The sequence below is a fragment of the Frankia sp. CcCS3 genome (assembly GCF_977927575.1).
Genome location: NZ_CDWRCL010000105.1, coordinates 1 through 12,946, shown reverse-complemented (window position 1 = coordinate 12,946; position 12,946 = coordinate 1). Strand labels below are relative to the sequence as shown.

Below are 12,946 nucleotides of genomic sequence, written 5' to 3'. Positions count from 1 at the left end.
GGCCAGCAAATCGTACTCCCGCGCCGTCACCTGGACCGGACGGCCGTCGACGGAGATCCGCCGGCTGCGCCGGTCGAGGACGAGCGGCCCGTGCCGGACCACGTCGGAGCCCTCACCGGTGGCCCGGACGGCGCGCCGCCGCACCGCCCGTATCCGGGCCAGCAGTTCGGCGAATCCGAATGGTTTGACCAGGTAGTCGTCGGAATCGAGGTCCAGGGCCTCGACCCGGTCCGCCTCGTCCCCCCGAGCCGTCACCACGATCACGGGGGTGTCCCCGCGCTCGCGGATGCGCCGGCACACCTCCGCGCCGTCGATGTCGGGCAGTCCCAGGTCCAGGAGCACGAGGTCGGGCGGGGACACGCCGTCGACCCGGGCGAGCGCGGCCTCCCCGGTCCGCACCCGGTCGGCGGTGTAGCTGGCACGGTCCAGACCGCGCACGAGCTGGGTACCGAGGCCGTCGTCGTCCTCGACTACCAGTACCCGGGCGCCGAGGGGGTCGGGATACCGCTGCAGGTCCGCTGCGTGTGCTCGAGAGCCGTTGCCTGCAGGCGTCGCCATAGCATGACAGTAGGCGGCACTGGGCGCGTCCGGCCGCCGGCCCCGCGGGTGCCACCGCGATTCCGCCGTCGCCAGCTCCGATTCCGTCAGTATCTACTCGTTTCGTAACGTCTGCCCATTTTGCCGGATCCAGCCCGGTCTCACCGGCTCGGCCGGCAGCGTGTCGCCGGACGACAGCGCGGCGAGGATTCCCTCGAGGGCGTGCCGGGGAAGATCGATCAGCCGGGCGGCTAGCAGGTCGGGATCGCGCGCGACCCGGGTCACGGCGGCCCGGGCGTCGCGCTGGGAGAGCGTGCGCCCCGAATCCTCCCGGACGATCCGGATGAGCCCGTCCCGCCAGACGTTGCCGATCTTGCCGTGCGGGCGGTCCAGCAGCCACCGGGCGGGCCGGTCGGCGGGGCCGAGCGCCGCCGGGTCGACGGCCGTGAACGTCACGAGCCGCAGGTCCCCGAGGTCCCGGGTGGGGGTGGCGGTCCACTTCGCCCGCAGCTGCCGCAGCGGGTCACCCTGGGCCCGCCGGCGGCGGACGCCCAGATCGGGGTGATCGGAGGAGACGACGACGGCGAGCCGGTCCGCGTTGGCCGCCAGGAGGAGCCTGGTCAGCCAGGGGCCCGGATCGTCCGACAGGTCGGTGGCCACGCTGACCGTTCCGTCCTCGGTCGAGGCGCCGGGCCCGGTCGAGGCGAACGCGGGCAGCCCCCGGCCGAACACGGTCGCGAGACGCACGTGGACCGCGTCGACCTCCCGCCGCTCGCCAACGAACACGGCGCGGCCCGCCGGTCCGGTGGCGAGGAAGGCGGCCACCGCGTCGAGGACCGGGGCGGTCAGGCGCGTCGGCCGGCTCTGCGTGGACTGCCGGCCCCGGGTGTAGATGGCGGCCGTCGCGGTTGTGGCCGCCGTGGCCGCCGTGGCCGAGCGGTCCAGCTGCTTCCAGGTGGTCGGGGTCGGCTGGCAGACGTACATGTCGGCTCTGGCACCCACCGCCTCCGCGCCCTCGTAGACGTGGAAGCCTGGCCAGATGGCCTCGAACACGAAGCCCTGATCGATCAGCGCCCGCTGCACCTTCCAACCCAGCGTCGGTACCCGGTCGCTGAACCCGTAGGCCAGCAGGACGCGACCATGCTCGCGGTCCGCGAGACCCTGCGCACCGCGCCCGGTGAACAGCGCCACGCCCTCCGGGGTGTAGGGCGGATCGGTGAACGCCAGATCGGCTGTGCCCACCACCGCCGGCGGCAGGCCGAAGCGCAGGTCGGCGTAGAGGCACCGCAGCCGGACGCCCAACGACCGGGCCGAGCTGTCCAGGTAGGCGAGCAGCTCGTCGTCGATGTCGACGACGGTCACGGTGAGCCCGTCAATCAGCGAGACCGCAGCCAGCGAGGTGAGATCATGATCACCTATGCACAGCAGATGCGCGCCGCGCAGGTCGTAACGCGTCTGCAGCCAGCCGGCCCGGCGCACGACGGTCGTCGCTGTCGCGGGCACGTGATCGAGGTCGGCCCGTGGTCGGGGCGCGGCAGCGATGAGATCATGCATGGTCGTGACCAGCGGGCCGTGGCGGGCGATCACGGCGGCGAGGGGATCGAGCGGGGTCTGCCCGTTCAGCTCGTCATAACGGATCAGGCCGCGGTAGCGGTCGATCGACGCCGGGCGCAGCACGTGACGCCCGTCGGGGCCGGTTCGCAGATCGTCGCCGAGGCTGGCGAGGATCTCCTCCACGCTCCGCCGGGGCAGGCCCGAGCTCTGGACCAGCTGGCGCAGGGTGCGTGGCTGCTCGGCCAGCGCCGCCACCGCCGCGCGAGGCGCCCGGGCATGCACCCGGTAGCCCGCCAGCAGGATCGCCAACGACTCGCCGGATTCGGCCGGATCACCCGGCGCCCGGCCCGGGTGATCCGGCCCTGACAGGGGATGTAGAGGGGACACGCAACCAGCCTTGCACCTCCGGCGGACCTGCGATTCTACCGGTCCCCGCCGAGGCCAGCTAATCTCTATACCGTGCTCAGAAGGCTTGATCTGCGTGGCGCGGTGCCTGCCGCAGCCGAGATCCGGCGGCTACTGCCGCGGGCCGCGGTCGACGTCGACGTCGCTGTCGATGCGGTCCGGCCGGTTTGTGCGGACGTGCGGGACCGTGGCGACGCGGCCGTCCTCGCCGCCGCGGAGCGGTTCGACGGCGTCCGCCCGCCGAGCCTGCGGGTGCCCGCCCAGGTTCTCGCCGCCGCCGCGGATGCCCTGGATCCGGCCGTGTACGACGCGCTGACCGAGGCGATCCGCCGGACCCGGCTGGTGCACCGTGCGCAGCTGCGGGAGCCGGTGGCGATCGAGGTCGCGCCCGGTACCACGGTGACGCAGCGATGGGTGCCGGTGGAGCGGGTCGGCCTGTACGTGCCGGGCGGGCGGGTCGCTTACCCCAGCAGCGTCGTGATGAACGTCGTGCCCGCTCAGGAGGCCGGGGTCGGCTCGCTCGCGGTCTTCTCCCCGCCGCAGAAGGACAACGGCGGGCTGCCGCACCCGGTGGTCCTCGCCGCCTGCGCGCTGCTCGGTGTCGAGGAGGTCTACGCGGCCGGCGGAGCCCAGGCCGTGGCGATGGCCGCCTACGGGACCGCGAGCTGCCCGCCGGTCGATGTGATCACCGGGCCCGGCAACGTTTACGTCACGGCGGCCAAGCGCCTGCTGCGCGGGGTTGTCGGGGTGGACGCCGAGGCGGGCCCGACCGAGGTCGCGATCCTCGCCGACGCCACCGCGGATCCGGCCTTCGTCGCCGCCGACCTCATCGCCCAGGCCGAGCACGACCCGATGGCCGCCTGCCTGCTGATCACCCCGTCGGTGGAGCTCGCCGACGGGGTCGACGTCGAGCTCGGCAAGCAGGTGCCCGCCACCCGCCACCGGGAGCGGGTGGCGGAGTCGCTCGCCGGCCAGGGGGCGGTCGCGCTCGTCGCGGACGTTGACGCGGGTCTCGCGGTGGCGGACGGCTGGGCCGCCGAGCACCTGGAGATCCACACCACGGGCGCCGCCGCGGTCGCCGCCCGGGTGCGCCACGCCGGAGCGGTCTTCGTTGGCGACTACGCTCCCGCCCCGCTCGGCGACTACCTCGCCGGGTCCAACCACGTCCTGCCCACCGGCGGCACCGCCCGGCATTCCGGCGGTCTGGCGGTCACCACCTTCCAACGTCAGGTCCAGATGGTCGAGTGCACGCGGGAGGGGCTCGCCGCCGTCGCCCCGCGTATCGCCGCGCTCGGCGGGGCAGAGGACCTCATAGCTCACGTCGACGCGGTGGAGGTTCGACTCCGATGACATTCAAAGCGGCCGGGAGCGGTGCCGAGGCCGGGAGCGGTGCCGAGGACCGGCCGTGGCGCCCGTGGGACGCCGACGGCCTGCCGCTGCGCGACAGCCTGCGCGGGCTCTCGCCCTACGGCGCTCCGCAGCTCGACGTGCCGGTGCGGCTCAACACCAACGAGAACCCGCACCCGCCGTCGGCCGGGCTGGTCGACGCCCTCGGCAAGGCCGCGGCCCTCGTCGCCACCGAGGCGAACCGCTATCCCGACCGGGACGCCGAGGCGCTGCGTGCCGACCTCGCCTACTACCTGACACCCGATGCCGGCTTCGGCGTGCACACCAGCCAGGTCTGGGCCGCCAACGGCTCCAACGAGATCCTCCAGCAGCTCCTCCAGGCGTTCGGCGGGCCCGGTCGGGTGGCGCTCGGGTTCGAGCCGTCCTACTCGATGCACCGCCTCATCGCGCTGGCCACCGCCACCGAGTGGGTGGCCGGGGAGCGGGCGGAGGACTTCACGCTCTCCCCGGCCGCGGTCACCGACGCGATCGCCCGGCACCGACCTGCCCTGGTCTTTCTCTGCTCGCCGAACAATCCGACGGGCACGGCCCTGCCGCCCGAGGTCGTCGTCGCCGCCTGTGAGGCGGTGGAGGCCACCGGCAGCGGTATGGTCATCGTCGACGAGGCCTACGCCGAGTTCCGGCGGGCCGGCGTGCCCAGCACGCTGACGCTGCTGCCCCGTCATCCGCGGCTCGTCGTCACCCGGACGATGAGCAAGGCGTTCGCGCTGGCCGGTGCCCGGGTGGGCTATCTCGCCGCGCACCCCGCCGTGGTGGGCGCGCTGCACCTGGTGCGGCTGCCTTACCATCTGTCGAGCTTCACCCAGGCCGTCGCGCGCACGGCGCTCGCGCACGCCGACGAGCTGCTCGGCACGGTGGAGGCGGTCAAGGCCCAGCGCGACCGCATCGTCCGGGAGCTGCCGGCGCTCGGTCTGCGGCTGGCTCCGAGCGATGCCAACTTCGTGTTCTTCGGCCGGTTCGCTGATCAGCGGGCGGTGTGGCAGAGCCTGTTGGACGCGGGGGTGCTGGTCCGCGACGTCGGTCTGACCGGCTGGCTGCGGGTCACCGCCGGGCTGCCGAACGAGGTGGACGCGTTTCTCGGGGCGCTGGGCAGAACCCTCACCGGCAGCGTCATCGGTGCGGACGGTGTCATCAGCCTCGCTACCGCCTGAGCCCCTGGCACGGCTTGAGACCTACAGAGACCGAGGAAGCCCCCGATGGCACGCACCGCGCGAATCGAACGCAAGACGTTGGAGTCGGACGTCCTGGTCGAGCTCGACCTCGATGGGACGGGAATCTCCTCGTCGGACACCGGCGTCCCGTTCTTCGACCACATGCTGTCCCAGCTCGGCAAGCACGGCGGGTTCGACCTCACCGTGCGTACCCGGGGGGATCTGCACATCGACGCCCACCACACCGTCGAGGACACCTCGATCGCCTTCGGGTCCGCCCTGCGCGAGGCGCTCGGCGACAAGGCGGGTATCCGCCGGTTCGGGGATGCCACCGTCCCGCTGGACGAGGCGCTCGCCCAGGCCGCCGTCGACCTGTCCGGCCGGCCGTACTGCGTGCACGCCGAACCGGATCTCGTCGGGGTGATCGGAACTTACGACACGACGCTGACCCGGCACATCTTCGAGTCGATCACCGCGTCCGCCCGGATCGCGCTGCACGTGCGGGTGCTGTCCGGCCGCAACGCCCATCACGTGGTCGAGGCCCAGTTCAAGGCGGTCGCGCGGGCCCTGCGCGACGCGGTGGCGCTCGACGCCCGCGTCGCCGGGATACCCTCCACGAAAGGTGTGCTGTGACCGGAGACGGACCCGGCCGCCCGGCGCCGCGGCCGCCCGGACCAGACCCGTGTGCTGTGACTGGAGACGGACCCGGCCGGCGTCCCCGGGTGGTCGTCCTGGACTACGGCTCGGGAAACCTGCGGTCGGCCGAGCGCGCGCTCGCCCGAGTCGGCGCCGACGTGACGGTGACCGCGGATCTTGACGTGGCCCGCGGCGCCGCGGGCCTGGTCGTACCGGGCGTGGGCGCCTATGCGGCCTGTATGGCAGGCATCGGCGCCGTGGGCGCCGCGCCCGTGGTGCGGGAGCGGGTAGCGGCGGGACGGCCCGTGCTCGGGATCTGCGTCGGGATGCAGGTGCTGTACGAGCTCGGTGACGAGCACGGGGTGCGGACGGCCGGGCTCGGTGTGATCCCTGGCGAGGTCCGCCGGCTCGCCGCCGATATCCTGCCGCACATGGGCTGGAACACTGTGGCGCCGCCCGCCGGATCGATCCTGTTCTCCGGGCTGCCCGCGGACACACGGTTCTACTTTGTCCACTCGTATGCGGCGAAGGCCGATCCGGCCGCCGGGGACACCGTGGGGGAGCACGGCGAGCCGTTTGCCGCCGCCGTCGAGCGGGGTGTGCTCGCCGCGACCCAGTTCCACCCGGAGAAGTCCGGGGATGCCGGGGCGCACCTGCTGGCGAACTGGCTCGGCAGCCTGTCCTGAGTGAGCCCTGTCCTGGGTGAGCGTGAACGCGAGGGCGGATGTCCCGTAATAGAGCGGCTCCAGCGCCCCGCTGGACCGTAGGGTGGCCGATGTGACGCTTACTCTGCTGCCCGCCGTGGACGTGGCCGACGGCAGGGCCGTTCGACTTGTCCAGGGTGAGGCCGGTTCCGAGACCTCGTACGGCGACCCGCGGGAGGCGGCGCTGACCTGGCAGCGCGACGGCGCCGAGTGGATCCACCTGGTCGATCTCGACGCTGCCTTCGGCCGGGGGTCGAATCGGGAGCTCATCGCCGAGGTGGTACGCGCGGTGGGCGTGGCCGTCGAGCTCTCCGGCGGCATCCGCGACGACGCCTCGCTCGACGCGGCGCTGGCCACCGGCGCGGCCCGGGTCAACATCGGTACGGCCGCGCTCGAGGATCCCGCCTGGGTCCGCCGGGCCATCGACCGGGTCGGCGACCGTATCGCGGTCGGTCTCGATGTCCGGGGGACCACGCTGTCGGCCCGGGGCTGGACGCGGGACGGCGGAGAGCTGTTCGATGTGCTCGCCCGCCTCGACGCCGACGGCTGCGCCCGGTACGTGGTGACGGACGTGCGCCGGGACGGCACGCTCACCGGGCCGAACGTCGAGCTCCTGCGCTCCGTGACCGCGGCCACCAGCCGGCCGGTGGCCGCCAGCGGCGGCGTGGCCACGCTCGACGACCTCACCGCGATCGCCGCGGTGCCCGGAGTGGAGGGCGCGATCATCGGCAAGGCGCTCTACGCCGGCGCCTTCACGCTGCCCGAGGCCCTGGCCGTCGCCGGGAACGCCGGGAACGCGGGGAAGGCCGTGACCCCGTGACGGCTCCCCGCCGGCGCTGGTCTTCCCGCCGGCTTCCTTGCCTTTCCAGAGGGTTCTGTGCCCGAAAAATCCCTCTGGATAGGCAAGGGAACGGGTGTGCGGGTGCGGTGGGTCGATGAGCGTCGCGGTCCGGGTGATTCCCTGCCTCGACGTCGACGCCGGCCGGGTCGTGAAGGGCGTGAACTTCACGGACCTGCGCGATGCCGGCGACCCGGTCGAGATGGCGCGCCTCTACGACGCCGAGGGTGCCGACGAGCTGACGTTCCTCGACATCACCGCGTCCAGCGGCGATCGGGAGACCACCTACGACATCGTGCGGCGGACCGCCGAACAGGTGTTCATCCCGCTGACCGTGGGTGGCGGGGTTCGCTCGGTCGACGAGGTGAACCGCCTGCTGCGGGCGGGGGCCGACAAGGTCGGCATCAACACGGCGGGGGTGGCCCGGCCCGAGTTGGTGCGCGAGTGCGCCCATCGGTTCGGTAACCAGTGCATCGTCATCTCGGTGGACGCCCGGCGCTCACCCGGTCCCGGCGGCCCGCGCTTCGAGGTCACGACGCACGGCGGCCGCAAGGGCACCGGCATCGACGCGGTGGCCTGGACGGTGCGGGTGGTTGAGCTCGGCGCCGGGGAGATCCTGCTCAACTCGATGGACGCCGACGGCACACGGGACGGCTACGACCTGGAGATGATCTCTGCGGTGCGTGCCGAGGTCGACGTCCCGGTGATCGCCAGCGGCGGGGCCGGCGACCTGGCCCACTTCGTGCCAGCGATCGGCGCGGGCGCGGACGCGGTGCTCGCGGCGAGCGTGTTCCACTTCGGGCAGCTGCGCATCGGCGAGGTGAAGACGGCGCTGCGGGGCGCGGGCGTACCTGTGCGCCGATAGACGGTAACTGTGTCCAAGCGTGCGGCTGTTCGTCCTCGCCGTCGCCACCACGAGCGCCGATCCCCGGGTGGAGGCGGCGATCCTCGCCGGGCTGCGGCAACGCGCCGGCGCCTCGACCGTCGTCGTCGTGGGCGCCGGGCGGATCGTCCAGCGCGGTCCGCACCGGGATCTGATCGCGATGCGCGGCGTGTACCAGCGCCTGCACCGGTCCTGGGCGGCGGGGGACGGGGCCGGCGGGCGGCCCGTCGGCCGATGCCGGCACCGCTGCGGCGCCGGGCGCGAGCAGCGCGAGCAGAATAGTGGGGTGACCGTTCGCCCTTCTGCTCTGGATCCCGCCATCGTCCGTAGGCTGCGCCGCGACGACGCGGGCCTGTTCCCCGCCGTCGCCCAGCAGTACGACACCGGCGAGGTGCTGATGCTCGGGTGGATGGACGACGAGGCGCTGCACCGGACCCTCACCACGGGCCGGGCCACGTACTGGAGCCGCAGCCGCGCGGAGTACTGGGTCAAGGGGGAGACCAGCGGGCACCGGCAATGGGTGCGGTCGGTCGCGCTCGACTGCGACGGGGACACCGTCCTCGTCCGGGTGGACCAGGTGGGCCCGGCTTGCCACACGGGCACGCGGACCTGCTTCGACGACGATCTTCTGCCCACGGCGACCGCCGAGGCCACGGATACTGCCCGGCCCCGCGACCTCTCCGGTGCCGCCAGGGTTTCCGGTGCCGCCGGTGACCCCGTCGGCGCGAGCAAGGCCGGCGCGGACAAGGCTGGCGCGGACCGATGACGACCGGGCAGATTATCCCCAGCCGGGAGGAGTTCCGGGCCGCGGCGGCGGCGCATCCGGTCGTCGCCGTCACCCGCCGGCTGCTTGCCGACGGGGAGACACCCGTCGGCGTCTACCGCAAGCTCGCCGGCGGCTCCGGGACGTTCCTGCTGGAATCGGCGGAGCACGGCGGGGTGTGGTCGCGGTATTCGTTCATCGGTGTGCGGGCCGCGGCGACGCTGACCGAGCGCGACGGGCAGGCGGTGTGGGTGGACGGTGCGCCGCCTCCCGGGGTGCCGGTCGACGGTGACCCGCTCGACATCCTGCGCGCGGTGGAGAGCACTCTGCAGGCCTCGAACAGCCCACAGGCCCCTCCGCTCATGGGTGGCCTGGTCGGCTATCTCGGCTACGACATCGTGCGTCGCATCGAGCGGCTCCCCGCGCACGCCATCGACGACCTCGGCCTTCCCGAGCTGCGTATGCTGCTCACCACCGATCTCGCCGTGCTGGACCATCGGGACGGTTCCTGCCTGCTGGTGGCCAACGTCTTCACCGGCTGCGGGAGTGGTGCCGGTGACGCAGGCGCCACCGGCGCCACCGGTGGGGACGCAGACGCCGCCGCACACCCGGCCGGGATCGACCTGGACGCCGCCTACGACGACGCGGTGGCCCGGCTGGAGGCCATGACCAGCGATCTCGCGAAGTGGAACGAGCCGACCGTGGCGACCACGGCGGGCACCGCTGCGGGGGTCGGCGACTTCGTCTCCGCCACGCCTCCCGGTGCCTTCCAGACCGCGGTCGAGCGGGCCATCGAGGAGATCCGCGCCGGCGAGTGCTTCCAGATCGTCGTCTCGCAGCGATTCGAACGGCGGACGACCGCGGATGCGCTCGACGTCTACCGGGTGCTGCGGACCTCGAATCCAAGTCCCTATATGTACCTGCTGCGCTTCGCCGACCACGACGTCGTCGGATCCTCCCCGGAGGCGCACGTCAAGGTCACCGGCCGCCGGGCGTTGCTGCATCCCATCGCGGGCAGCCGGCCCCGGGGAGCCACTCCCGAACAGGACGCCGAGCTTGCGGCGGAGCTTCTCGCGGACCCGAAGGAACGCTCCGAGCACGTGATGCTGGTCGACCTGGTCCGCAACGACCTCGGGCGGGTCTGCAATCCCGGTTCGGTCCGGGTCGTCGAGTTCGCGGCCATCGAACGGTTCTCGCACATCATGCACATCGTCTCCACGGTGATCGGTGAGGTGGCCCCGGACCGCAGCGCCGTGGACGTGCTGGCAGCGACGTTTCCGGCGGGGACGCTCTCGGGGGCGCCCAAGGTGCGGGCGATGGAGGTCATCGACGAGCTGGAGCCGACTCGGCGGGGCCTGTACGGGGGCGTGGTCGGCTACCTGGACTTCGGCGGTGATCTGGACACCGCGATCGCGATCCGTACCACGGTGATGCGCGACGACATGGCCTATGTCCAGGCCGGAGCCGGCATCGTCGCGGATTCCGATCCCGACACCGAGGATCTGGAAAGCCGCGCGAAGGCCGCCGCCGTCCTGCGCGCCGTCGAGGTCGCCGAGTCGTTGCGACCGCCGTCATGACGGCCGCGGGGTCCCCCTCCGCGGGGCGCCCATCCTCCCCGCGCGACCGGGCCGGCACCGCGGAGCCGCCTTCGCCGGGCCACCCTCCCGGGGGCGATGTGCACGCGGCCGAGGCGATGCGACGCGGCCACCGGGAACGCACCCTCGCGGTGTTGGGATGTCTGCTCGGTGCCGGCGTCGTGCTCGTGTCGGGCGGTGCGACCTGGGTGTCCGCCCGGGTGAGCGTGCCCCGCGGTGGGGCGGACGGCGGCGCCGTCGCGGCGCCACTCGCCGTGCACTGGACCGGCGGGGCGCTTGCCTCGCCGGCGACCGCTCTCGCCCTGGTCGGGCTTGCCGCGGCCGTGGCGATCGTGGCCACCCGGCGCCTCGGGCGGCCGGTCATCGGTGTGCTCATCGCGGCCGCCGGGGTCGGCATCGCCTACGTGACCGGACGCATCGGCTGGGATCCACTCCCGACGCTGCGCGAGACCGATCAGGTCCGCCAGCTCGTGCCCGGTGGCCAGGCGCGGATCGATGACGTCAGCCAGACGATCGCTCCCTGGCTGTCGTTCGCGGGCGGGCTGCTGCTCATCCTCGTCGGCGCCCTCGTCGTCCTGCGCGGCCGGTCATGGCCCGCGATGTCCGGCCGCTACCAGGCCCGCGATGCCACTCCGGCCGACGCCTGGGACGCGATCGAGCGGGGCCACGACCCGACCTGATCACCTGGCGTCTCCGCGGCGCCCGGCCCGGCGGGCCGGCCAGCCGGAACCGGGAGCGCCACCGGTCAGCGGGTCGGCGGGCGCCAAGTCCGCGGGTGGGAGGTCGGGAAACGGGTCGACCAGCTCCGCGAGAGCCAGTGCCCGGCGGTCCAGGTCGGCTTCGAGCATCATCATGACGGCGTCCATCCGGATCAGGCAGCGGGACAGCTCGTCGAGCTGCTCGGCGAGCTCGGGCTCGAGGCGGGGCCGCGGGTGCGCGCCTGGGGCGTCGCGCGCCGCGGGCACCCGGGCGGCGCTGAGGGGGGGCGAGATACGGCGGATGTCCATCGGAACTCTCCTTGGTATCCCTTGGTATCGAACTCATGTTCGAGTATAGGGGGTGCCGGCGATCGACGCCAGCCCGCCACGCCGTCCCTGGGGCGCTGCCCGGGTCCGCCCGAGGATTCGGTCCGTTCGAGGGTCCGGTCCGTTCGAGGACATGCGCGGCGTGCCATGCGTGTTTCCGGTCGGCGAAGGCGCGGCGGTCCCGAGCGTGCGCGCCGCGGCCGCCGATCCCGAGAACCTGCCGCCGATCCCGAGAACCTGTCGTGCGGCCGCCCGGATCTCGTGATGCCGTTGCCCGGCGACCGAGGTGGTAACCCGGTTGTGCCTCTGCGCACGGTGGTTCACCGGACTCGTCGTGTCACTCTGTCAACGGGCTCACGACGCAAGATCGATTGCGGATCGTAGCTGATCGGTGTAGGCGGATCCGAAGTGGCTGACGGTGCAGTCTCCGTGAAGATGGGTGTGTTCGGGTCGCTACCCGATTCCCCACGGGAAACTCAACTACGTGGAGTTATGGATCGTAGCCGCATGTGGGGGTGCCGGGCTCACCGTGCCTGCCTGGCCTACCATCGGCGGCATGACCGCGACAGTCGCGAGCGCGGGGCGATGAGCGTTCTCGCCGAGATCCTCGACGGGGTCGGGATCGATCTTGCCGCCCGCGAGCAACAGACCTCTCTGGCAGATCTCAAGCGGCGGGTGGAACGCGTTCCCGACCCGAAGGACGCGCTCGCCGTCTTCCGGGACTCCCGGGTCTCGGTGATTGCCGAGGTGAAGCGCCGTTCCCCCTCGAAGGGGGAGCTGGCGGCCATCACCGACCCCGCTGCCCTCGCCACCGAGTACGAGGCGGCGGGCGCCGCCGCGGTGAGTGTCCTGACCGAGCAACGGCGCTTCGGCGGCTCCCTGGCCGACCTCGATGCCGTGCGTCGCGCGGTGGACGTCCCGCTGCTGCGCAAGGACTTCATCGTGTCGCCCTACCAGGTCTTCGAGGCCCGGGCGCACGGGGCGGACATCGTCCTGCTCATCGTCGCGGCGCTGGACCAGCCGCGGCTCGTCGGCCTGCACGAGCGGATCGAGTCCCTGGGCATGACGGCGCTGGTCGAGGTGCACGACGAGGCGGAGATGGTGCGAGCGATGGACGCCGGCGCCCGACTGGTCGGGGTGAACGCCCGCGACCTGCACACGCTGAAGATCGATCGGAGCACCTTCGCCCGGCTCGTGCCGATGGTGCCCCCGGGAGTGCTCGCGGTCGCCGAGTCCGGCATCCGGGGGCCGCACGATCTGCTCGCCTACGCCGCCGCGGGGGCGGACGTGGTACTGGTCGGCGAGGCGGCCGTCACCGGCGATCCCCGTCAGACGGTCGCCGATCTGGTGGCGGCCGGCGCGCACCCGGCGGCCCGGATCGGGCGCTGAGGCCGTCGGCGCCCGTGCCCCGGCGCCCGTGCCCCGGTATCCGGGGCTCGGCCCTATAC

The 12,946-nt window shown here is 73.0% G+C and carries 13 protein-coding genes; 10 read left to right on the top strand and 3 right to left on the bottom strand.

Annotation, left to right across the window (positions count from 1 at the left end; all coding sequences use genetic code 11):
* Both AC08OQ_RS11215 and AC08OQ_RS11210 read right to left on the bottom strand, forming a co-directional pair.
* Window positions 1–558, bottom strand: a 558-nt coding sequence (locus AC08OQ_RS11215; protein ID WP_476612027.1) for a response regulator transcription factor, incomplete at its 3' end; no start/stop codon positions are given.
* Between the two features lie 93 nt (window positions 559–651).
* Window positions 652–2,478: a bis-aminopropyl spermidine synthase family protein gene (locus AC08OQ_RS11210; RefSeq protein ID WP_476600707.1), complete on the bottom strand. Its 1,827-nt coding sequence runs from the start codon at window positions 2,476–2,478 to the stop codon at window positions 652–654.
* 72 nt (window positions 2,479–2,550) lie between these two features.
* On the opposite strand from AC08OQ_RS11210, the gene hisD reads away from it, so the two are divergent.
* The 9 genes from hisD to AC08OQ_RS11165 all read left to right on the top strand — a co-directional run bounded on the left by hisD (window position 2,551) and on the right by AC08OQ_RS11165 (window position 11,153).
* Window positions 2,551–3,846, top strand: a complete 1,296-nt coding sequence (gene hisD / locus AC08OQ_RS11205; protein WP_476600706.1) for a histidinol dehydrogenase — start codon at window positions 2,551–2,553, stop codon at window positions 3,844–3,846.
* A complete protein-coding gene (locus AC08OQ_RS11200) occupies window positions 3,843–5,054 on the top strand; it encodes a histidinol-phosphate transaminase (RefSeq protein ID WP_476600704.1) in 1,212 nt (403 codons plus the stop codon). Before hisD ends, AC08OQ_RS11200 begins: the two co-directional genes overlap by 4 nt.
* A gap of 45 nt (window positions 5,055–5,099) precedes the next feature.
* Entirely contained in the window at window positions 5,100–5,687 is a 588-nt protein-coding gene (gene hisB / locus AC08OQ_RS11195; protein ID WP_462203579.1) for an imidazoleglycerol-phosphate dehydratase HisB, read from the top strand.
* A 56-nt stretch (window positions 5,688–5,743) separates the two neighbouring features.
* On the top strand, window positions 5,744–6,376 hold the full coding sequence (gene hisH / locus AC08OQ_RS11190) for an imidazole glycerol phosphate synthase subunit HisH (RefSeq protein WP_476612026.1): 633 nt from the start codon (window positions 5,744–5,746) through the stop codon (window positions 6,374–6,376).
* Between the two features lie 91 nt (window positions 6,377–6,467).
* On the top strand, window positions 6,468–7,214 hold the full coding sequence (gene priA / locus AC08OQ_RS11185; protein WP_476600698.1) for a bifunctional 1-(5-phosphoribosyl)-5-((5-phosphoribosylamino)methylideneamino)imidazole-4-carboxamide isomerase/phosphoribosylanthranilate isomerase PriA: 747 nt from the start codon (window positions 6,468–6,470) through the stop codon (window positions 7,212–7,214).
* Window positions 7,215–7,329: 115 nt separating this feature from the next.
* Window positions 7,330–8,097 carry an imidazole glycerol phosphate synthase subunit HisF gene (hisF, locus tag AC08OQ_RS11180; RefSeq protein WP_476600696.1) on the top strand — a complete coding sequence of 256 codons (768 nt, stop codon included), beginning with the start codon at window positions 7,330–7,332 and terminating at the stop codon, window positions 8,095–8,097.
* A 304-nt stretch (window positions 8,098–8,401) separates the two neighbouring features.
* The gene (hisI, locus tag AC08OQ_RS11175) at window positions 8,402–8,881 is read left to right on the top strand and encodes a phosphoribosyl-AMP cyclohydrolase (protein ID WP_476600711.1); all 480 of its coding nucleotides are present in this window, start codon (window positions 8,402–8,404) and stop codon (window positions 8,879–8,881) included.
* Complete coding sequence (locus AC08OQ_RS11170) at window positions 8,878–10,455, top strand: anthranilate synthase component I (protein WP_476600694.1); 1,578 nt, start codon at window positions 8,878–8,880, stop codon at window positions 10,453–10,455. Before hisI ends, AC08OQ_RS11170 begins: the two co-directional genes overlap by 4 nt.
* Window positions 10,452–11,153 carry a Trp biosynthesis-associated membrane protein gene (locus AC08OQ_RS11165; protein ID WP_476600692.1) on the top strand — a complete coding sequence of 234 codons (702 nt, stop codon included), beginning with the start codon at window positions 10,452–10,454 and terminating at the stop codon, window positions 11,151–11,153. Before AC08OQ_RS11170 ends, AC08OQ_RS11165 begins: the two co-directional genes overlap by 4 nt.
* Here AC08OQ_RS11165 and AC08OQ_RS11160 read toward each other — a convergent pair whose 3' ends face one another.
* A complete protein-coding gene (locus AC08OQ_RS11160; protein WP_476600690.1) occupies window positions 11,154–11,480 on the bottom strand; it encodes a hypothetical protein in 327 nt (108 codons plus the stop codon).
* 603 nt (window positions 11,481–12,083) lie between these two features.
* On the opposite strand from AC08OQ_RS11160, the gene trpC reads away from it, so the two are divergent.
* Window positions 12,084–12,887 carry an indole-3-glycerol phosphate synthase TrpC gene (trpC, locus tag AC08OQ_RS11155; protein ID WP_476591927.1) on the top strand — a complete coding sequence of 268 codons (804 nt, stop codon included), beginning with the start codon at window positions 12,084–12,086 and terminating at the stop codon, window positions 12,885–12,887.
* Window positions 12,888–12,946 lie beyond the last annotated feature (59 nt).